This window comes from Lelliottia jeotgali (assembly GCF_977070485.1).
In genome coordinates this window covers 149348-168611 of the sequence record NZ_CDRVFO010000006.1, presented here as the reverse complement: position 1 = coordinate 168611, position 19264 = coordinate 149348, and the positions used below count along the sequence as shown (strand labels likewise).

Below are 19264 nucleotides of genomic sequence, written 5' to 3'. Positions count from 1 at the left end.
CTCTGCAGTTGGGGAGCCGTCTCTGTTGGTTGGCTAAGATCTATTGCACGGTTTGCCCGAGCCCAGGCGTTAACATTTCGAAGCTATGGGGTATCGGGCGTAATAAAAAATGCCAGGCACTGCCTGGCATTTATGAATTCTCTAATTGTTCTGTTCAAATCGTTTACTACTTGTTGTTGATGCATTGCGAATACATCGAGTAACGAACAGTCTTGAGCGTGCCCTGGGAGTCCTCGAAGGTCATCAACCGTGGATAGACCTGGCAGGTACGGGGGTCCTGCGACTGACGTACGAATTTCGCAACGTCTATCTTCATGCCATATTTGTAATCCTGAATCTCTGGCATTGGCTTGCCATTTTTCTCCGCGTACTTGGCCACTGCGGTCTGGTGTTCCTTGGTGTATTGAAGCTGCTTGCTCTCGGAGAAAGTGTTGGCCTGCGAAGCCACCGAGAAAACAACAAGTGCAGCAGCGATAATTAGCTTTTTCATAAAACCCTCTCAATTTCAAAACTTCTCGGGCGTAACCTTAGCAATGCATAGGCATCACCGGCATGACGAGAAACTTACAATTTTGAAAGGTAAGTGCATCTACTTCACTTTAAACAAAAAAGCCCACAACACGTGTTGTGGGCTTCTCTTTAGCGGAGGCTGTTAGCTAACCACTTCGGCCTCGTCGCCGTCTTCATCCTTGCGGTGTGCCCAGTGATACAGGGCAGGCAGTACCAGCAAGGTCAGTGCGGTGGAGGACAGGATCCCGCCAATCACCACCGTCGCCAATGGCCGCTGAACTTCGGCACCGGTGCCGGTGGCCAAAGCCATCGGGATGAAGCCCAGGGACGCTACCAAGGCTGTCATCAGAACAGGTCGCAGACGGGTCAATGCACCTTCATCGACTGCCTGTCTGAGCGTTCGTCCCTCCTCCCTTAGCCCGCGGATGAAGGCAATCATCACCAGGCCGTTCAGTACTGCAACGCCGGACAGTGCAATGAAGCCGACACCTGCCGAGATCGACAGTGGGATGTCCCGCAGCCACAACGCCACAACACCACCGGTGAGTGCGAATGGAATACCGGTGAAGACCAGCATGCCGTCCTTCAGGTTGTTGAACATCAGGAACAACAAGGTCATGACCAGCAGCAAGGCGACTGGAACAACGATCTGCAGGCGTTTGGCAGCCGACTGCAGCTGCTCGAACTGGCCCCCCCAAGTCGTCCAGTAGCCCGCAGGAATTTGCACCTTCTTGTCCAGCGATGCGGTCGCCTCCTCAACGAAGGACCCCAGATCGCGGCCTCGAACGTTGGCGCTGACGATAACCAGACGTTTGCCGTTCTCGCGGCTGATTTGGTTCGGGCCCAGTTGCAGGTCCAGATTGGCGACCTGGGACAGCGGGATGAAGCCGATCTGATTGGCACCCTGTGCCGCATTGGCAGGTACCGGGATCAGCAAGCTGGACATACCCGCTACGTCGGTGCGAACGGTCTCTGGTAGGCGTACTACCATGTCGAACCGACGGTCGCCCTCATACAGCGTGCCGGCCTGACGGCCACCCACGGCGATAGCGATCGAGTTCTGAACATCCGCGATGTTCAGGCCGTAGCGTGCTGCTTTTTCGCGGTCAATGTTGATGGTCAGCACCGGCAGGCCGGATGTCTGCTCAACTTTCACTTCCGATGAGCCCGGGACCGCTTTGAGCGCTGCCGCGATCTTGTTGGCGGTGTTGTTGAGCACGTCCATGTCATCGCCGAAGACTTTCACAGCGACGTCACTACGCACGCCCGAAATCAGCTCGTTGAAACGCAGTTGGATTGGCTGCGACAACTCGTAGTTGCTTCCTGGAACACCCGCTGCGGCCTTCTGCACTTCAGCAATCAGCTCATCACGAGGCTTCTTCGGGTTAGGCCACTGATCCTGAGGCTTGAGCATGATGTAGGCGTCAGAGGCGTTCGGCGGCATCGGGTCAGATGCAATTTCTGCGGTACCCGAGCGTGCGAACATCCGCTCAACTTCAGGCACCTGCGCAATCACCGCTTTCTCCAGACGCTGCTGCATCTCGACAGATTGAGTGAGGCTCGTTCCAGGCACACGCATGGCCTGCATCGCAAAGTCACCCTCACTGAGGCTTGGGATGAACTCGCTACCCATACGACTTGCCAGCAAACCACTGAGCACGACCAAGGCTACTGCGGCCGAGAAAGCGATGTTCCGATGTCCCAGCACCCATTGCAGAACCGGTTCATAGCGCAGTCGAGCTGTGCGCATGACCACGCCTTCCTCTTCCTTCACCTTGCCAGTGACGAACATGGCAATAGCTGCAGGAACAAAGGTAACGGACAGGACCATTGCACCCAGCAGCGCCATCACAACGGTGAAGGCCATCGGGTGGAACATTTTGCCTTCGACGCCGGTGAGGGCGAAGATCGGCAGGTACACCACCATGATGATCAGCTGACCGAAGATCAGCGGCCGGCGAGCTTCTCGCGCCGCGGCAAAGACCTCGTGGAAGCGTTCGGTTTTGGTGAGCATGCGGCCATGCTTATGTTGCGCATGAGCCAGTCGACGGATCGCGTTTTCTACAATAACCACGGCACCGTCGACGATGATGCCGAAGTCGAGTGCCCCCAAACTCATTAAGTTGGCACTGACCTTGTTGTTGAACATGCCTGTGAAGGTGAACAGCATGGACAGCGGAATCACCATCGCGGTGATCAGAGCCGCACGGATGTTGCCGAGGAACAGGAACAGAATGGCGATAACCAGGATCGCGCCTTCCACCAGGTTCTTCTTCACCGTCGCGATGGCTTTTTCAACCAGGTTGGTACGGTCGTAAACAGTCACAGCCACCACGCCCTTTGGCAGGGTGCGGTTGATGTCCGCCAATTTGGCGGCGACAGCTTGAGATACGGTGCGGCTGTTTTCACCAATCAGCATGAACACGGTACCGAGCACGACTTCGCGGCCGTTCTCAGTAGCAGCACCTGTACGGAGCTCTTTACCGATGCTGACGTCAGCAACGCTGCTGATGCGAATCGGTGCACCATCCACACTGGTGATCACGATGTTGGCGATGTCTTCGATATTGCCTACCTGACCCGGTGCACGGATGAGCAACTGTTCACCATTACGCTCGATGTAGCCGGCACCGACGTTGGCGTTGTTACTTTCCAACGCTGCGACCAGGTCATTGAGTGTCAGCTTGTAGGTAGCCAGGCGCTTTGGATCCGGCGCAACCAGGAACTGCTTGGCATAACCGCCGATGGTATTGATCTCGGCCACACCCGGGACGTTACGCAGCTGAGGCTTGATGATCCAGTCCTGGATCACGCGCAGGTCGGTCGGGGTGTACGGCGTACCGTCCTCTTTGACCGCGCCATCTTCGGCTTCAACAGTCCACAGGAAGATCTCGCCGAGGCCGGTAGATACCGGACCCATGACGGCCTCTACACCTTCTGGCAGCTGTTCCTTCGCAACCTGCAGCCGCTCGTTGATCAACTGGCGGGCAAAGAAGATGTCAGTGCCATCCTTGAAGATCACGGTGACCTGAGACAGGCCAGAGCGAGACAGGGAACGGGTCTGCTGAAGGCCCGGGAGACCGGCCATGGCCGTTTCAACTGGAAACGTGATCCGTTGTTCGGTTTCCAAGGGCGAGTAACCAGGCGCTGCAGTGTTGATCTGCACCTGGACGTTGGTGATATCGGGTACCGCATCGATGGGCAGCTTTTGATAGCTGTAGATACCGATACCCGCCATGATCAGAACGGCGATCATTACTACGATGCGCTGCTCGATGGCGAATCTGATGATACGTTCAAACATGAGAAATCATCCTGTCAGTTCGCATCAGTGACCGTGTTCGGCAGAAGCTTTGCCGAGCTCGGACTTGAGTGTGAAGCTGCCACTGGTTGCTACCTGGGCGCCGGCTTCAATACCGTCGATGATTTCCACGTACCCATTGTCGCGGCGACCCAGTTTTACCGGGCGGGTGTCAAAGCCATCTGGGGTGCGTACGAATACCGAAGGTTTGTCTTCAACGGTCTGCACAGCGTGCTCAGGGACCGCTACGGCAACTCGATCGGTCTGGGAGGTGACCGCAATGTTTACGAACAGGCCTGGACGCCAGGCGCCGTTGGGGTTGGTCAAGGTGACGCGGACAGTAGCTGCACGGTTTTGCTCGCCCAGCAGGCTGCCGACATAACCCACCTTCCCTTCGACCTCGACGTTCATGTCAGGCGAAGAGACTTTCACTGCACGGCCAGTCGTGACCTTGCCCAGATCTGTCGGCGGAACTGCGAAGGTCGCCCAGACCTGATTCAGGTCGGAAAGGATGAAGGCGTTGGTCGCCTCGCTGACGACTTCGCCGACGGTCAGGTGTTTCTCCACTACCACGGCGTCGAAGGGAGCGCGGAGCTCGTAACGATTACCGCCAACAGAGTTAACCGAGGCACCGATTGCGCCGACCTTCTGCTTGGCGTTGGCCAAGGAGATATCCGCCTCTTGCAGCGCTTGGCGTGCTTGGAGGTAGTCTTGCTCTGCGGAGATCTTGTCCTGCCACAGTTGCTTCTCACGCTCGAAGGTGACACGCGCCAGTTCGACGCGACGCTGTGCGGCCTGTTGTTCGCTGCGCAGGTCAGAGATCTGCTGGCTGGCGATTACCGCCAGGACTTGCCCTTTCTTGACCGTCTCGCCCAAGTTGGCCTGGACAGCCTCAACAACGCCAGGAACACGAGGAACCACGTGGGCAGTACGATCTTCGTCGAAGCGAATTTCGCCCGGGAAGCTCACGACGGTACCGAGGTCACGAGGCGCTGCAGCTTCCAAGGCAACACCGGCGGCCTTGATCTGTTCAGCGCTGAGCGTCAGCTTGCCCTCTTCTTCACCGCCCTCTTCGCTATGACCTTCTTCACCATGGCCCTCATCACCTTCCTCTTTGGCGGCAGATGCGGCTTTCTTTTCGTCGCCATGGCCATCGTTAGCGCCATGCTCAGCGGTACTGGCGGCTTGCTGTCCGGAACTATTGTTCCAGGCAAGGCTGCCAAATCCGAGGGCTGCCACAGCGGCTACCGCGAGGGCGATCTTGCGTTTGTTATCCATTGCTACTCCTGCTGATCGTAGGCACCGGCTTGTTCAAGGCTGTGTGCCGAAGAAAATGTTTGGCCCGTTCAGCGAGCGCCGGCAGTTGAGCCGACTTCGCCATAAACCCTTTCCACCTGCGCACGCGCATTGGTCGCCGCTGCCAACGATTCGAGGTATTGGCCACGAGCGACGATCAAGGTGCGCTGGGCATCCAGCACTTCGATGAAGCCAAATTTGCCCATCTCGAAGCCGCGGGTTGCGGTCTCTACGGCTTGTTGGGCTGATGGCAGAATGGTCTTGTCGTAGGACTCGACCTCCTGCATGGCGGTGGACCACTGGTTCAACGCGGTTTGGGTTTCGGTGCGCAGACGCAGCTCCACAGCATTGCGCTGGTCTCGGGCCTGATCTGCACGACGAGAAGCGGAAAGAATGTTGCCTTGGTTACGATCGAACAGCGGCAACGGCATAGACAGGCCCACAGTGTTGACCCGCTCGCGCACAGAGCGGTCGTACTGGCTACCTACGCTGACAGTAAGGTTCGGGATACGCTGAGCTTTCTCTGATCCGAGCGAGGCGTCGCTCTTGTCGATCTGAACCACGGCCTGACGCATTTCTGCTGTTTGGTCGAGCTTAGCCAGCAGATCTTCAGTGCGAGGTGGCAAGCCCGGGGAGAGGGTTGGCGATTCGAGTCGATCAAACACGGTGACTGAGCTCCCGGTAATTTGAGCGAGCTGTTGGTAAGCGGTCGCTTTTTCCGTTTCTGCACGTCGAACTTGCAGCTGGGCTTCGGCCAGTTGCACTTGAGCGCGGGTCGCCTCCACTGGGGACGACTTACCTGCGCGAACACGGCCATCGACGATGCGAAGACCGCGCTCAGTCAGTTCGAGAGATTGCTTGGCCAGGTCGAGACCTGTCTGGGCCCGCAACGCGGCGTAAAAGGCTTGGACGACATCTGCACGCAGGCCGTTAACGCGACGGTCTAACTCAAGCTGTGCGGCGGTCTGCCCGTATGTGGCGACGTCAACACGAGCCCCCCGCTTACCGCCCAGCTCAAGGGTCTGGCTGAGAGAGACAGTCGTCTGGCTGGTGTTACGACGGGTGTCTTCCACGTCATACGAGATTGTGGGGTTGGGGATAAGCCCGGCCTGCTTGCGAGCACCATCAGCGATCCCAATTTCTTGCCTGGCCGCGGCCAGGTCTGGGTTGGCATCCATGGCCGTCGAAAGCGCCTGGGGCAAGCTGATGCTTTGGGCAAGGGCTGCAGGCGCCATCAACCCAGAGATGACTGCACAGAGTGCAGCGATCTTCCAGGGCGAGACGGGGGTCTTGGGTAAGACATTGCGGTTATACCGGGGCACTTTGATGGTCCTCGTGCACAAACTTCGATAAAGCTTGGCGAGAACGCCGAAACAGCTGCCAAGCCCCACTTGATTAGGTGATGGCACTCTAATGAGCGGTAGCTATCAGAGGGGTGGCTAGAAAATTACAATTTCGTAAGAAAGCTTTGTAATGCCCGTAAATACTGGGAAACCCAACCCGACACGATGATTTCGATACAAGCAACAGAGATGGCAAACACGCGGTGCGAAGGTGCCGAATAACAGGTAGATGACGAAATTGTAATTGTCCTATCACCTTCCCGTTATCTTCGGCCTGCAAATATGAGCTCGCGCTACGCTAGGCGCGCCGCCGGGTCAGAACAACTAACGACACCCGCGCCGGTAAACATAATAAAAACTGCCGTGAATCAAAGGAGCATCGGATGAAAATCAAAGTACCACTGTATTTGGCGGCAGTTTCTGCGCTGTCTGGAAGCTATGCTATTTCGGCACAAGCTGAAGACAAGCCAGAAGGCTTCATTGAAGGCAGCAGCCTTACAGTGTTGAACCGTAACTTCTACTTCAACCGTGATAACCGCGACAGCACCGCCCCCACTTACAACAGTGGCAAGGGCAATACGAACGGCTACTCCGAAGCCTGGGCGCACGCGATCATCAGCAAATTCAACTCCGGGTTTACCCAAGGTACCGTTGGCTTTGGCGTTGATGCCTTTGCCATGATCGGCCTCAAGCTCGACACCGGTGATGGGCGCAACGGCGGCCGTAGCTCCTTCGACGTGCTGCCCGTTGATAACAAGGGTGAAGCTCGCGACGAATACACCAAGGTCGGCGGCGCAGCCAAAGTCCGCTTGTTCGATACCATCGTGAAAGTGGGTGATGTCTTCCCATCGACCCCGGTCGTCGCATCGGGTGACTCTCGCCTGCTGCCAGAGAGTTTCCGCGGTGTGACCGTTGAGAACACCAGCATCCAGGGCCTTACCCTCCAGGGTGGTCGTCTGCATGCGATGAGCCAGCCGGTCTCAAGCAACCTGAACGACAACTTCGTGACGTTCTACGGCGGCCCGGTCAACTCGCCATGGATCGGTTACGGTGGCGGTGACTACTCGATCAACGACAACTGGACTGTGAGCGTCTACGCCAGCCAGCTGAAAGACGTCTGGAATCAGTACTACGCCGGCACAAGCGTGGTTTACCCGCTGAGCGACGATCTGGCGCTGATCGGTGGCTTCAACTACTACAAAGCCGTAGATGAAGGTAAGAAGCGCCTGGGTGAATTCGACAACAACATCTGGAGTGCCAAGGTCGGTGTGCGTTACGGTGCCCACACCCTGGCCCTGTCGCATCAGCGCAACAACGGCGACGACGATTTCGACTACCTGCGTCAGTCGGACTCGATTTTCGTCGACAACTCCATCCAGTACAGCGACTTCAACTCGCCGAAAGAGCGTTCCTGGATGCTGCGCTATGACCTGAACTTCACCAGCTACGGCATTCCAGGCCTGACGTTCATGACGCGCTACGCCAGAGGCTCGGGTGCGGATTACTCGAACGCTAACCAGTTCTACATGCGCACTGATGACAACGGCAACCCGCTCGACAATCAGAAGCGTTGGGAGCGTGACGTCGAAGTCAAATACGTTGTCCAAACCGGTCCAGCAAAAGATCTGTCCTTCCGGTTGCGCCAGGCAACCACACGTGCCACTGCATTCGAATCGGATCTGGATGAAACCCGTGTGATCATTGAGTACCCGCTTTCGATTCTGTAATTCGCTAACTGGACCAGTTATTCATTAACTGGTCCTATTAGTAAAACGAGCATTACGAATTCACCTTGAGTGGCTTAAGTGCTCCTTTGGTAAAAGGTGGATATTTGGCGCCCATTGGGCGCCTTTTTTTTACCTAAAATTCAAGCAAGCGTTCGATTGTACGCATTGCATGCCGGTGAAGTTCATGACTACACCAATGACCAGCTTCCTCGATGTGAGCGACCTCGCCGTCATCTGAGCGGAACGAAGCCAGCACAAAAAAGAAAATAACCCAATACTTCATAAGGTCAAATCACCTGCTGGAGAGAGGGCCCGCAACTGTCAAACCCAAACCGCGACAAGATATACCGCCAGACTATCAACTGTATTACCTAGAAATTACAAATCCGTCATTTGAGCCCCGGCACGCTCATTTTGATTTACCATCCCTTTCAATAATGCCGGCGCGCGTGCGCGGTTAACTGCTCAGTGATATCGAGACAAAATCCCATGCGAATTCTGGTAATTGAGGATGAAGTAAAAACTGCGGAGTATGTGCGTCAAGGTCTGACGGAATGTGGCTATGTCGTAGATTGCGTCCACACCGGGTCAGATGGATTATTCTTGGCTAAGCAGCACGAATATGAGCTGATTATCCTGGATATAAATCTGCCAGAGATGGACGGTTGGCAGGTCCTTGAGTTGTTGCGTCGTAAAAACTGCCCTTCCCGTATCATGATGCTGACGGCGAGAAGCCGGCTGGCGGATAAGGTCCGGGGGCTGGAGAACGGAGCAGATGACTACCTGATCAAGCCATTTGAGTTCCCTGAGCTGCTGGCCCGGGTTCGCGCCTTGATGCGCAGGTCAGATCACCCTGCATCCGTAGAGGTCATTCGCGTCGCTGACCTGGAGCTTGATCAGAGCCGGCACAGGGCATTCAGGGACGGTCAGCGCATTGACCTGACCACGAAAGAATTCGCGTTACTGCATTACCTGATGCGTAATACCGGTGTGGTGCTGAGCCGCACCCAAATTATTTCGCAGGTTTGGGATATGAATTTTGACTGCGACACAAACGTTGTAGAGGTGTCGATTCGAAGACTCAGAGCCAAGATAGATGACCCTTTCGAGACCAAACTGATACATACGCTTCGGGGCGTAGGGTATGTGCTTGAAAAACGATAGTTGCCAAGCTCTCTAGTACCGAAAATCCGCTACATGCTCCCGTCGCTTGCGAACTTGAGGTTTCTGTTTACGATCCGCGGCGCTGATTCCTCACTCAACAAATGAGGTAGGCTGTACATGAGGTATAGCATTGATTATCAGCAGGTTTCGCAAGGACAATCCGATGCCAGCATTGATGCCTGTCCAGCTGACATTGTCTTCAACAGCGACCATGGCCTAGCTCTTATCCCGTGCGTTGGCGATGTTATCAACCTCCCCTCTACGGCGGTCAAAGAAGGGGTTTGCGGCATCGTTAGATCAAGGATTTTCAATTATCTCAGAGGTCCTGAAGAGCTGTACTGTCACGTCAATATTCTCGTTGAGGAGGCGGACATCAATTTCGAAAGTCTCATCTCGGAATACATGCGCAATCAGTCACGTGCTCGCTCGCCTTCTTCATAAAGTCGAAGGCGGGCCAGTCCATTAATGGTTGTGTATGGGTGAGGGTTCAGCAGAGCGAGCGCCTACTGAGCACCAGAGATGAATAGTCACAGCCTAGTGGTTTAACGCGGTACTGCTGGTGTACGCAGGGCCGGACTCATTGTTTTTTGAATGGCGCATTGCAGCACATAGAAATATAAAACCCCGGAAGCAAATACGATTGCGGACAGATAAGCAAACTCAGAGTCTAAAACCCCGGAAACCATATACAATTTAATCGTGATAGAACCCATAATAATTCCGGTACAGTACATGACGCCTGTGAACTGATTGCCCAAAAAACTCAGTATGCCGCTGAAGGCATTGTTCGCACTCAACAGCATTGCTTTCAGTATCGTCCAGCCGAGAACTGGCAGAAAAGCCTTGATCATGAAGGCGAATAACATCGACGATGCAAACAGTTTTATCGGGGTTTCTGCCCACGGCTTGATGGTGCCGTCTACTTCAACGCCGGTATACAAGATGATATTCAGAATAATCGCCATAAGGGTGCATATGCCGAGGCGTATCATTTCCCGCTTAAGCGGGGCCATCATTATCACTGCGTGAATCTTGTTTCCAAAGTATCGTTTTAGTCCTTGGATCGACATTTTTCTTCCTATGCTCTCGGGTATGACGCTGTTGTAGCGTTGTATGACGGTCATGCTTTTACCCGAAGAGAGGTGACGCTTCAACGGTCCTGAATTGCGCAGGGGATCTCATGTCCTTCCCCTGGCTGGGTAGCTTGCTGAGAAATTCTCATCTACCTGCGTGGCAACGATGCGGCCACCCCGCCGCCGTCAGAGCTCTGGAGGACTGGCTGCTGTCAGCAACTCATCGAGTGACGGAACCTTAGCGTTTGCACTGAGGACGAGTGTTCTGGATCGGAGTATGGATACATCAAAGAAAGATTCGCACTCGACTCTTCCGTTTACTTCTCTCCAGTGGGTGACTTCTGGTATCAACTCATTAGGCACCGGGTATAGTGCCATAGGGTTATGGAATACCTCCACTTCAGCAGACCACGGCTCGTAGCCATATTGCGGCCAGAGCTGACCGTAGTCGCTGGACGCTACATCCAACAGAAATGGGATACCTCGTGATGCTCCCGGAGAACGGTCGAAAAACTCACCAAACCGCAAGTATCGGTACCCGTCTAGATGAGCTCCACCTGAGATCGGCACTCGGCTGAGCTTTGGCACTGTGCAGGCATTGGTGAAAATGACCGCTGAAAGATGGGCATTTTCCATTAGCGTAAATAGGCCGTTGGGGCGCCCTGATAGCAGAGATGTCTCTTCCTCCACAGTTATCAGGTGCGTACCACGATGCGCAGATGAGTGAACTGCAAAGCCATAGAGATAGCTGATGAGCGACTCCCTGCTCCACAGCATTGAACTGGGCGCATGGAAATCGGCTAAGGCCAGAATGAGCGGCTTACCCTCCACGTGCGGTAGGGATTCGTAACGCTTGTCCAATTTGTTTTGGATGGTCCTCGCAAACCTTTCTGCAGCCGCTCCTAAGAAACGCTCATGTCGGTCAGCGGGTGGGGGGACCGGCGAGGCGCCAAAATGCTCATACCGCTCTTCCGGGTTGGCTGTCACTGCTTCAACCCAGGCCTCATCTCCCAGCCTATTCTCGATGTGAAAATCGGGTGATTCTTTAGGCTGGGTGACCAAGAGTCCCTGTTCACGAAAAATCGCTAATAGGTGGGCTTCCCAGAGGCGGGTGTGAAAATTCTCAGTCTGGCAATCGGGAACCCAATTTCTGTCTGGGGATGGCAGTGCGAGATACAGTTGATTCAGCGCCCACGCCCCAATACGGCGGCTTGGATCAAATAGTGATTTGAACACCACGCTTGGTGTGCGCTTACCCATTCTGCTTAGAGGAGCACGTCGTCGTTCACCTGAAGGGAGTGGAAGCGGATGGGCTTGGGTATAGAGAAAATGGCTGATTGAGGCGCGGGCTTCGGACTCGCCAGTGGTGCACTCACCATGGCTGAGGAGCACCCACACGCTATCGACACGACGCCGCAAGGTGACAATTCCGAAGCTGCCGGAATTGATATTTCGGGTTAGAGCGGCACAAGAAATTCCGTCCTCACTAAGCCATGCCCCTACTGGCGGGCTGTCCCCAAACCCCAACCCTCGTGGAAGCGACAAAGCGATTAGATCGAACATCGGCGCAGCAATTTCTTTCATTCGCTGATCTCGGCAGTCGTCAAAATGCATTCCATCAATGCCTCGGAGCGTGCCCGCCGGCGATGGCATCGGTGGAGGTACCTATTGAAGAAGGGGGCTTTGCTCCACCAGGACGTCTCGGTTGGTGAAGATGGTCTCAATGGTTGCAGCCTCGGCAGCCACATGAGTCTTTCGCGTGATCTCTTCAAGGGCCAGTTCGAGCCGGTTGTCTTGGAAATACTCGTACAGCTTTTCAGAGCTCTCGGATATCTCCTCCCCACCATTTTTTGCGAACAAGATGTGGATGATCGCTGCGAGTGGGAGGGAGATGTCGAGATCCTTCTCTTCTGCATCTGACTCCGAGTTCAAACCGTCGAAATACCTCTCCAGATGATTCTGGAGCTCCTCAAGCCAGAACTGAGATAGGTTGCTAGGTAGGGAGCTTTCAGGCCCGGTCAGAAGGACTTCATCTCTGAATAGAGCCAGCAGATTGGGGTTTGCCATGGAGGACCTCACGATTAGATTTGAGAGCAACTGGTCAGCATAGTCCACCTCAAGATGACCACCTCCTTGACGCCCATCCTGGTGCTCCTGAGCATCAGACGAGTGAATCGCCCCGAAACCTGTAGATACAAAATGACCGCTTCTCGCCGTTAGCTGCCTTTCTTGAAGGACAGCTTTGGGTCGATAGCGGCCTTCGTGGAGGTTGGTGTCTACGGGGTCGGTTTAGTCATTCTGAATCTCCGGTTTCACCTCCGTGAGGCCGGCCATCGTCATGCATCAGATCTTGATTGACACGCGTGCCGCTTTGGATAGCCTTGCAATTGAGGGCTGCAACTGCGCATTTGTCGGGCCTGGGTACCAGCATGAGCCCCCGCAATTTTGGCAGCAGAGGAAGCTGGTTCCTCTGAAGTAGTGACGGCGGGCATTGCCAGTCGGATTCTGAACCCAAGGTCGCCAGACTAGGAGCTAAAGGATCGCTGCGACTACTCCTCATCCCTTACCGAAAAGTCACGCGTCGGTCGTAAACGGCCCTTTCCAGGCCAATCAACTTTTGTGATTGGTGAGTAGGGATTTCTCGGCTTTTCTGTGAAAAGCACCCCTTCATTTCACAAAAAAAATGGCGAAGATTCCAATTTCACGGGGTCTGGCCTATCACCTATTTTGTGAACCTACACAGGTTGTTCTTACCAAAAAGCCCGCGCAAGCGGGCTTTTTGTTGGCGGCTGGTTTTATACGGCTTTAGTAACCGCTGAGGATGTTTACGATCACCCCGGAAGCAATGGTCACCAGCACGTAGTCGCCGTTGACGTACAACCAACGGTGGTCGCGGGGCGGCGGCGAGAGGTGCCGGGCGCGCCAGTCGGTCACCCAGTAACGGTCATTGCGATAGTGCGGGTCTACCACGTGGCCACGCTTCCATTGCTGGTGAGGTACCGGCATCCCCGGTTGTGGACGGAAGTTTGGATTACGGTAGGACTGAGCCTGGCCGTTGCCGGGTTTGCCATGTTGTTGCGGGTGGCCTGGCTGCTTGCTCTGCTGCGGATGACCTTGGCCCTGATGCGAGCGGTCGCCATCGTGCCCTTGGGGCGGGCCGGGTTGGGCGAAGCTGGCCAGTGGTACGCTAAGCATCAACGTAGCGCAGAGCACGGAGAGGGTTTTTTTCATCGTATGTCGATCCTTTGCATGTACACGTCCGGCGGGTTTCAATGAGACGCCGATTACGGTTAATGCTTCAGACCGTGATTCGAGATGAGTAATCCCTGGCAAGAGGTAAAGGTCCGGTAAAGAATCACCAAGCCCTAAGCCGGATTCAGCCCTAGCGCTTTCAAGCGCCGATATAGCGTACGTTCACTCATGCCTAAGTGGCGCGCCAGTTCGCTACGCGGGCCCTGAAACTGTTGCAGCGCTTGTGCCAGATCACTCAGGTCGCTGCGAGCGCGCGCCTTGTTCGTACCGGTTGCGATTTGCGGGCCTACATCTTCCGGCAGATGCTCAGGCCGTATCAGCCCATCATCGGCAAACAGCCGCGCCCTTTCGAGGATGTTCCGCAGCTCGCGGATATTGCCCGGGAACGTATGCAGGGCCAATTGTTGAAGCGCAGCGTCAGTAAGGCTCGCGGCAGGTTTGCCTGCCATGCGCTGCAGAAGGCTCTGCGCCAGCAGCGGCAGATCCTCTACGCGTTCGCGTAAGGCGGGCAGGCGGATAGGAAAGCCACTGATGCGGTAATACAGGTCTTCCCGGAACGTGCCCTCTGCAACCATCTGCTTGAGCGGTTTGTGTGTTGCAGACACCAGGCGGAAGTCCGCATGCACGGTGCGCAGGCTGCCAACCGGGCGGAAGCTGCCGGATTCGATCAGGCGCAGCAATTTGACCTGCATCGCCAGTGGCACCTCACCAATCTCGTCGAGGAAGAGCGTGCCGCCGTGGGCCGCTTCTGCCAGGCCGATCTTGCGCTGGTTGGCGCCGGTAAAGGCTCCTTTCTCATAGCCGAACAATTCACTCTCGAACAGTGACTCGGTCAAGCCGGTGCAGTCGACCACCACCAAAGGGCCATTCGCCCGCGGGCTACCCATATGGATCGCCCGGGCGAAAAGCTCCTTGCCTGTACCGGATTCACCCTGGAGCAATACCGGGATCTGTGCGGGTGCCGCACGTTGCAGGCTGGCCAATGCCGTTTTGAATGCTGGCGCCCGGCCGACCAGGCCCTGTTGCTGAGGTTGGGCCGAGGCTAGTGTGACCGTTGTCAGGCGTTCTACGAAGGCGACCACCCTGCCCTGCTCATCGAGGATCGGCCGTAGTTCCACATCCACATGCTCAGGCCCGCGCGGGGTGTGATGAATGTGCAGTACCCGTTCCGGCAGTTTGCTGCCCCAGGCCTTGCGCATGGGGCAGTGCTCCCCGGCCTGGTCGCAAGGCACGGCGTAGTGATGGGAAACCCGGTGGCACTTCTCACCCAGCGGCGCACGGTCATCACGGCCAAACTGCCGACGATAGGCGGCATTGGCTGCGAGGATGTTGTAGTCGGTGTCCAGCACGATGGTGGGCAACGCATCGTGTTCGAGGTAGGAAACCAGAGCTAGGATGAGGGGATGGGATTCAGGCATGACGGCACCGATTGGATAAGCCGTTGAGGGTAACAAGGACTGCCAAACACTGCCATTGGCTGACAGTCGACTGCCAGGGCAGCTGACAAACCGGCCTGCCTTGCGCCATCAGGGGTCGATTTTACTGGCTTTGGCACGGGTTAAACCTCTGGCATGCATCTTGATAAACCACCCGTCACTGCCTACGCCTCTAAAAGGCGGGGTGGATTATTTGGAGAATGTGATGATCATCGGCAACAACCTTCAGGTGGAAGCCTTTTTCGACGACGCAACCTCGACTATCAGCTACCTGGTGCTGGACCGTGAGACCAACCAGTGTGCGTTGATCGACAGCGTACTCGACTATGACCCCAAGTCAGGCCGCACCTGCACCGAGTCTGCAGACCGTCTGATTGATCGGGTACAGAGCCTGGGCGCCAAGGTGCAGTGGATTCTGGAAACCCACGTACACGCCGACCACCTTTCAGCCGCAGCGTATCTCAAGGAAAAGCTCGGTGGCCACACCGCCATTGGCGCCGAGATAACCAAGGTACAGAAAGTCTTCGGCGACTTGTTCAACGTCGAGCCGGGCTTCGCCCGTGACGGCAGCCAGTTCGATGTGTTGCTCATGGACGAAGAAGGTTTCCGCATAGGTAACCTGCATGCCCGCTCGCTGCACACGCCGGGGCATACCCCTGCTTGCATGAGTTACCTGGTAGAGGATGCAGGGGAAAAAGCGCTGTTCGTGGGCGACACCCTGTTCATGCCTGACTACGGTACCGCGCGCTGTGACTTCCCAGGCGCTGATGCTCGCACCTTGTACCAATCGATCCGCCGCCTGCTGGCCTTCCCTGACCAGACTCAGCTGTTCATGTGCCATGACTACCTGCCGGGCGGGCGTGACATGCGTTACGTCACCACCGTGGCCGAGCAGCGCGCCAGCAACATTCATGTCCACCAGGGCATCGATGAGGACAGCTTTGTCGCCATGCGTGAGGCTCGTGACAAGACCCTCGAGATGCCCGTCCTGATCCTGCCTTCGGTGCAGGTCAACATGCGCAGTGGCCATTTTCCGCAGCCGGAATCCAACGGCGTGAGCTACCTGAAGATCCCGTTGAACAAGCTCTGACCGCCCTACCTCATCATTAGAATTCCCAGGATTTACGCCATGCCTGCCTTGTTGTCCCCTGCTAATTCCGACCACCACAAGGTGGTCATCGTCGGTGCCGGCGCTGCCGGCATCGCCACTGCTGCCAGCCTCATCAGCCGCGACCCGTCACTGGATATCGCGGTGGTCGACCCTGCCGACGTTCATTACTACCAGCCCGGCTGGACCATGGTCGGTGCGGGTGTGTTCAACGCACCGAGCACAGCGCGCACCATGGCCTCGACCATTCCTCGTGGCGTGCGCTGGATCAAGGCACGCGTGCAAGGGTTCGACCCGCTGGGCCAGCTGGTCATGCTCGAAGATGGTCGCACCATCAGCTATGAACAGCTGGTGGTCTGCCCCGGCCTCAAGCTCGATTGGGCTGCCATTGACGGGCTCAGTGATACCCTGGGGCGCAACGGCGTTACATCCAACTACCGCTATGACCTGGCACCTTACACTTGGGAGCTTGTGCAGAACCTCAAGCAAGGCCGCGCCCTGTTCACTCAGCCACCCATGCCGATAAAGTGCGCCGGTGCGCCGCAGAAGGCGCTGTACCTGTCCTGCGACCATTGGCTGCGTCAGGGGCGGCTGGGCGACATCAAAGCCTGCTTCTTCAATGCCGGCGCTGTGCTGTTCGGTGTGCCCGATTACGTACCGGCCCTGATGGCCTACATCGACAAGTACGGTGTGGACCTCAATTACAACCATCGTCTGGCTGCAGTAGATGGCCCCAACAAGCGCGCCACTTTTCTCCGCACCTTTGCCGATGGCAGCACTGAAACACATACTGAAGCCTTCGACATGCTGCACGTGGTGCCGCCACAGGTTGCCCCCGACTTCATTCGTCAAAGCCCATTGGCCGATGCTGCTGGCTGGGTCGATGTCGACCCGCATACGCTGCGTCATCGTCAGTTTGCCAACGTCCATGCCCTGGGCGATGTCGCCAGCACCAGCAACGCCAAGACCGCAGCCGCCGCGCGCAAGCAGGCGCCGGTGGTTGCCAACAACGTGCTGGTGGCGCTGGGCAGGCTGGCTAACCTTGCCCAGTACGATGGTTACGGCTCCTGCCCGCTGACGGTCGAGCGCGGCAAGATCGTGCTTGCCGAGTTCACCTATGGCGGCAAGGTCGCGCCGAGCTTCCCGCGCTGGTTGCTGGATGGCCGCCAGCCGACGCGCCTCGCTTGGCTGCTCAAGGCGCGAGTGCTGCCGCCGCTTTACTGGCAAGGCATGCTAAAGGGGCGGGAGTGGCTGGCACGGCCGCAACCGCTGGCGGCCGAGGCATCACGGTGATCGAACATCAACTGCTCGGTGCCGGCCTGGGCGCGATCATTGGCGCAGTGCTGGCGCTGACTGGCGCGGGGGGCGGCATCCTGGCGGTGCCGCTGCTGGTGTTTGGTCTTGGTCTGTCGATGGTCGAAGCTGCGCCGATTGGCCTTCTTGCTGTAGGTCTTGCCGCTGCCGTGGGGGCGGTCCTCGGCTTGCGGCAAGGGCTGGTGCGTTATCGCGCCGCGCTGTTCATCGCCCTGATCGGCATCGCTGCAGCACCGTTCGGGCTGATGCTCGCCCATCGTCTGCCCGACACGCCCCTGGCCCTGGTGTTCGCCGGCGTGCTGGTTTACGCCTGCCTGCGCATGTGGCGCAAGGCTGCCAGTGAGCTGCGTGGCGAGACCAACGAAGCCCACCGTTTCATCGAGCCTTGTGTGCTCAACCCGTTGCAGGGCCGTTTGCGCTGGACACTGCCCTGCGCGCGGGCGCTGGCCATGACCGGAGCACTCTCCGGATTGTTGTCCGGCTTGTTGGGCGTGGGGGGTGGCTTCGTGATCATCCCTGCCTTGAACCGCTACACCAACCTGCGTATGAAGAGCATCGTTTCGACCTCGTTGGCGGTGATCGCTCTGGTGTCTACAGGTAGCGTGGTCAGTGCCAGCCTGGCCGGTGTGATGCACTGGCAGGTGGGCGCACCTTTTGCCGTTGGTGCTGTGCTTGGCCTGCTGCTGGCGCGGCCGCTGGCGGCCCGGCTGGCCGGGCCTCGCCTGCAGCAGCTGTTCTCGGTGGCCGGCTTCGGGGCTGCCCTGCTGCTGGCCGGCAAGGCGCTACTCGGCTAGCAGCTCGGCCTGTTCCTGCGCGCACAGCGCCAGCAGGTAGTCCCAGACCACCCGCAGGCGTACCGACTTGTGCAATTCACGACGGGTGCATATCCAGTAGCTGCGCTGGATGGTTTCGCTGGGCAGTACGCGCACCAGTGTCGGGTCGTGGCGAGCCATGTAGTTGGGCAGCACGGCGATACCCAGGCCGGCGCGCGCAGCGGTTTGCTGGGCGATCACGCTGGTGCTGCGAAAGGCCACATTGGGCGCCCGGCAGAAGCTGTTTAGAAACAGCAGCTCCTGGCTGAACAACAGGTCGTCGACGTAGCCGATCCAGCTGTGCCGGGCCAGATCTTCACGGTTGCGTAAAGGTGGCGCGCGGTCCAGGTAAGCCTGGCTGGCATACAGGGCCAGGCGGTAGTCAGTGAGTTTGCGGGTTATCAGCAGGTCGGCACTGGGACGCTCCAGGTGAATGCTGATTTCCGCCTCGCGGTTGAGGATGCTGACAAAGCGAGGCACGGCCACCAGCTCCACTTCCAGGCCCGGATACCGTTCGAACAGCGCGTTCATGCGTGGGGTGAAGAACATGATGCCGATGCCTTCGGTGACCCCAAGGCGAATCTTGCCCAGCGGTGTGATGGCCTGGGTGATTTCTTCCTGCGCCAGCAACGCGACGTTCTCCATGGCTTCGGCGTGCTTGAGCAGCGCCTGGCCGGAGGGCGTCAATTCGTAGCCCTGCGCGTGTTGCACGAACAGTGGGGTGCCCAGGCTTTTCTCGATGCTCTCGATATGCCGGGCAACCGTGCTATGGGTCGTGTTGAGACGCTTGGCAGCACTGAGCAGGCGGCCACTGCGCTGCAACTCGAGGAAAAACCGCAGATCATTCCAGTCGAACATGCATCCTTTCCCTGTTTTTCGCTGTGCTAAAACGCACAACGGCTGCGCGAAATCTCGTGTTTCCTCAGCG

Annotated in this window: 16 protein-coding genes; 6 read left to right on the top strand and 10 right to left on the bottom strand. The window is 57.0% G+C overall.

Annotation, left to right across the window (positions count from 1 at the left end; all coding sequences use genetic code 11):
- Window positions 1-166: 166 nt before the first annotated feature.
- The 4 genes from ACW4TB_RS11190 to ACW4TB_RS11175 form a co-directional block, all read right to left on the bottom strand.
- On the bottom strand, window positions 167-490 hold the full coding sequence (locus ACW4TB_RS11190; RefSeq protein WP_003253432.1) for a DUF2790 domain-containing protein: 324 nt from the start codon (window positions 488-490) through the stop codon (window positions 167-169).
- 162 nt (window positions 491-652) lie between these two features.
- Complete coding sequence (locus tag ACW4TB_RS11185) at window positions 653-3814, bottom strand: CusA/CzcA family heavy metal efflux RND transporter (protein WP_010951454.1); 3162 nt, start codon at window positions 3812-3814, stop codon at window positions 653-655.
- A 24-nt stretch (window positions 3815-3838) separates the two neighbouring features.
- On the bottom strand, window positions 3839-5089 hold the full coding sequence (locus tag ACW4TB_RS11180) for an efflux RND transporter periplasmic adaptor subunit (RefSeq protein ID WP_020302560.1): 1251 nt from the start codon (window positions 5087-5089) through the stop codon (window positions 3839-3841).
- A gap of 68 nt (window positions 5090-5157) precedes the next feature.
- Complete coding sequence (locus ACW4TB_RS11175) at window positions 5158-6429, bottom strand: TolC family protein (protein WP_133164861.1); 1272 nt, start codon at window positions 6427-6429, stop codon at window positions 5158-5160.
- Between the two features lie 404 nt (window positions 6430-6833).
- Here ACW4TB_RS11175 and ACW4TB_RS11170 point away from each other — a divergent pair, with 404 nt between their 5' ends.
- The 3 genes from ACW4TB_RS11170 (at window position 6834) to ACW4TB_RS11160 (ending at window position 9782) form a co-directional block, all read left to right on the top strand.
- Window positions 6834-8177: an OprD family porin gene (locus ACW4TB_RS11170; protein WP_003253422.1), complete on the top strand. Its 1344-nt coding sequence runs from the start codon at window positions 6834-6836 to the stop codon at window positions 8175-8177.
- 489 nt (window positions 8178-8666) lie between these two features.
- Window positions 8667-9341, top strand: coding sequence for a heavy metal response regulator transcription factor (locus ACW4TB_RS11165; RefSeq protein ID WP_003253420.1), 675 nt, complete (start codon window positions 8667-8669; stop codon window positions 9339-9341).
- Window positions 9342-9458: 117 nt separating this feature from the next.
- Window positions 9459-9782, top strand: a complete 324-nt coding sequence (locus ACW4TB_RS11160; protein WP_010951457.1) for a hypothetical protein — start codon at window positions 9459-9461, stop codon at window positions 9780-9782.
- Window positions 9783-9883: 101 nt separating this feature from the next.
- On the opposite strand, the gene ACW4TB_RS11155 is transcribed toward ACW4TB_RS11160, so the two are convergent.
- The 5 genes from ACW4TB_RS11155 to ACW4TB_RS11135 all read right to left on the bottom strand — a co-directional run bounded on the left by ACW4TB_RS11155 (window position 9884) and on the right by ACW4TB_RS11135 (window position 15084).
- A complete protein-coding gene (locus tag ACW4TB_RS11155; protein ID WP_019438065.1) occupies window positions 9884-10465 on the bottom strand; it encodes a hypothetical protein in 582 nt (193 codons plus the stop codon).
- A 135-nt stretch (window positions 10466-10600) separates the two neighbouring features.
- On the bottom strand, window positions 10601-12028 hold the full coding sequence (locus ACW4TB_RS11150) for a hypothetical protein (RefSeq protein WP_196997244.1): 1428 nt from the start codon (window positions 12026-12028) through the stop codon (window positions 10601-10603).
- Window positions 12029-12079: 51 nt separating this feature from the next.
- Window positions 12080-12481, bottom strand: coding sequence for a hypothetical protein (locus tag ACW4TB_RS11145; RefSeq protein ID WP_455828333.1), 402 nt, complete (start codon window positions 12479-12481; stop codon window positions 12080-12082).
- 738 nt (window positions 12482-13219) lie between these two features.
- Window positions 13220-13645 (bottom strand): RcnB family protein, encoded by a 426-nt coding sequence (locus tag ACW4TB_RS11140; RefSeq protein WP_012312021.1) that lies wholly within the window; start codon window positions 13643-13645, stop codon window positions 13220-13222.
- 134 nt (window positions 13646-13779) lie between these two features.
- Window positions 13780-15084, bottom strand: coding sequence for a sigma-54 interaction domain-containing protein (locus ACW4TB_RS11135; protein ID WP_279930266.1), 1305 nt, complete (start codon window positions 15082-15084; stop codon window positions 13780-13782).
- 223 nt (window positions 15085-15307) lie between these two features.
- Here ACW4TB_RS11135 and ACW4TB_RS11130 point away from each other — a divergent pair, with 223 nt between their 5' ends.
- From ACW4TB_RS11130 to ACW4TB_RS11120, 3 genes are read left to right on the top strand one after another with little or no spacing between them, the layout of a single operon-like run.
- Entirely contained in the window at window positions 15308-16192 is an 885-nt protein-coding gene (locus ACW4TB_RS11130) for an MBL fold metallo-hydrolase (RefSeq protein ID WP_254466898.1), read from the top strand.
- Between the two features lie 39 nt (window positions 16193-16231).
- The gene (locus tag ACW4TB_RS11125; protein WP_254466899.1) at window positions 16232-17503 is read left to right on the top strand and encodes an NAD(P)/FAD-dependent oxidoreductase; all 1272 of its coding nucleotides are present in this window, start codon (window positions 16232-16234) and stop codon (window positions 17501-17503) included.
- The gene (locus ACW4TB_RS11120; RefSeq protein ID WP_254466900.1) at window positions 17500-18318 is read left to right on the top strand and encodes a sulfite exporter TauE/SafE family protein; all 819 of its coding nucleotides are present in this window, start codon (window positions 17500-17502) and stop codon (window positions 18316-18318) included. The genes ACW4TB_RS11125 and ACW4TB_RS11120 overlap by 4 nt, the downstream gene beginning before the upstream one ends.
- On the opposite strand, the gene ACW4TB_RS11115 is transcribed toward ACW4TB_RS11120, so the two are convergent.
- Complete coding sequence (locus ACW4TB_RS11115) at window positions 18307-19194, bottom strand: LysR family transcriptional regulator (protein WP_196997257.1); 888 nt, start codon at window positions 19192-19194, stop codon at window positions 18307-18309. The two genes, ACW4TB_RS11120 and ACW4TB_RS11115, sit on opposite strands and share 12 nt — an antisense overlap.
- Between the last annotated feature and the right edge of the window lie 70 nt (window positions 19195-19264).

Excerpts from the sequence above, each read along its gene's own strand:
- ACW4TB_RS11190 (WP_003253432.1), bottom strand. The coding sequence starts at position 490 with ATGAAAAAGCTAATTATCGCTGCTGCACTTGTTGTTTTCTCGGTGGCT.
- ACW4TB_RS11185 (WP_010951454.1), bottom strand. The coding sequence starts at position 3,814 with ATGTTTGAACGTATCATCAGATTCGCCATCGAGCAGCGCATCGTAGTA.
- ACW4TB_RS11180 (WP_020302560.1), bottom strand. The coding sequence starts at position 5,089 with ATGGATAACAAACGCAAGATCGCCCTCGCGGTAGCCGCTGTGGCAGCC.
- ACW4TB_RS11170 (WP_003253422.1), top strand. The coding sequence starts at position 6,834 with ATGAAAATCAAAGTACCACTGTATTTGGCGGCAGTTTCTGCGCTGTCT.
- ACW4TB_RS11165 (WP_003253420.1), top strand. The coding sequence starts at position 8,667 with ATGCGAATTCTGGTAATTGAGGATGAAGTAAAAACTGCGGAGTATGTG.
- ACW4TB_RS11160 (WP_010951457.1), top strand. The coding sequence starts at position 9,459 with ATGAGGTATAGCATTGATTATCAGCAGGTTTCGCAAGGACAATCCGAT.
- ACW4TB_RS11155 (WP_019438065.1), bottom strand. The coding sequence starts at position 10,465 with ATGACCGTCATACAACGCTACAACAGCGTCATACCCGAGAGCATAGGA.
- ACW4TB_RS11150 (WP_196997244.1), bottom strand. The coding sequence starts at position 12,028 with ATGCATTTTGACGACTGCCGAGATCAGCGAATGAAAGAAATTGCTGCG.
- ACW4TB_RS11145 (WP_455828333.1), bottom strand. The coding sequence starts at position 12,481 with ATGGCAAACCCCAATCTGCTGGCTCTATTCAGAGATGAAGTCCTTCTG.
- ACW4TB_RS11140 (WP_012312021.1), bottom strand. The coding sequence starts at position 13,645 with ATGAAAAAAACCCTCTCCGTGCTCTGCGCTACGTTGATGCTTAGCGTA.
- ACW4TB_RS11135 (WP_279930266.1), bottom strand. The coding sequence starts at position 15,084 with ATGCCTGAATCCCATCCCCTCATCCTAGCTCTGGTTTCCTACCTCGAA.
- ACW4TB_RS11130 (WP_254466898.1), top strand. The coding sequence starts at position 15,308 with ATGATCATCGGCAACAACCTTCAGGTGGAAGCCTTTTTCGACGACGCA.
- ACW4TB_RS11125 (WP_254466899.1), top strand. The coding sequence starts at position 16,232 with ATGCCTGCCTTGTTGTCCCCTGCTAATTCCGACCACCACAAGGTGGTC.
- ACW4TB_RS11115 (WP_196997257.1), bottom strand. The coding sequence starts at position 19,194 with ATGTTCGACTGGAATGATCTGCGGTTTTTCCTCGAGTTGCAGCGCAGT.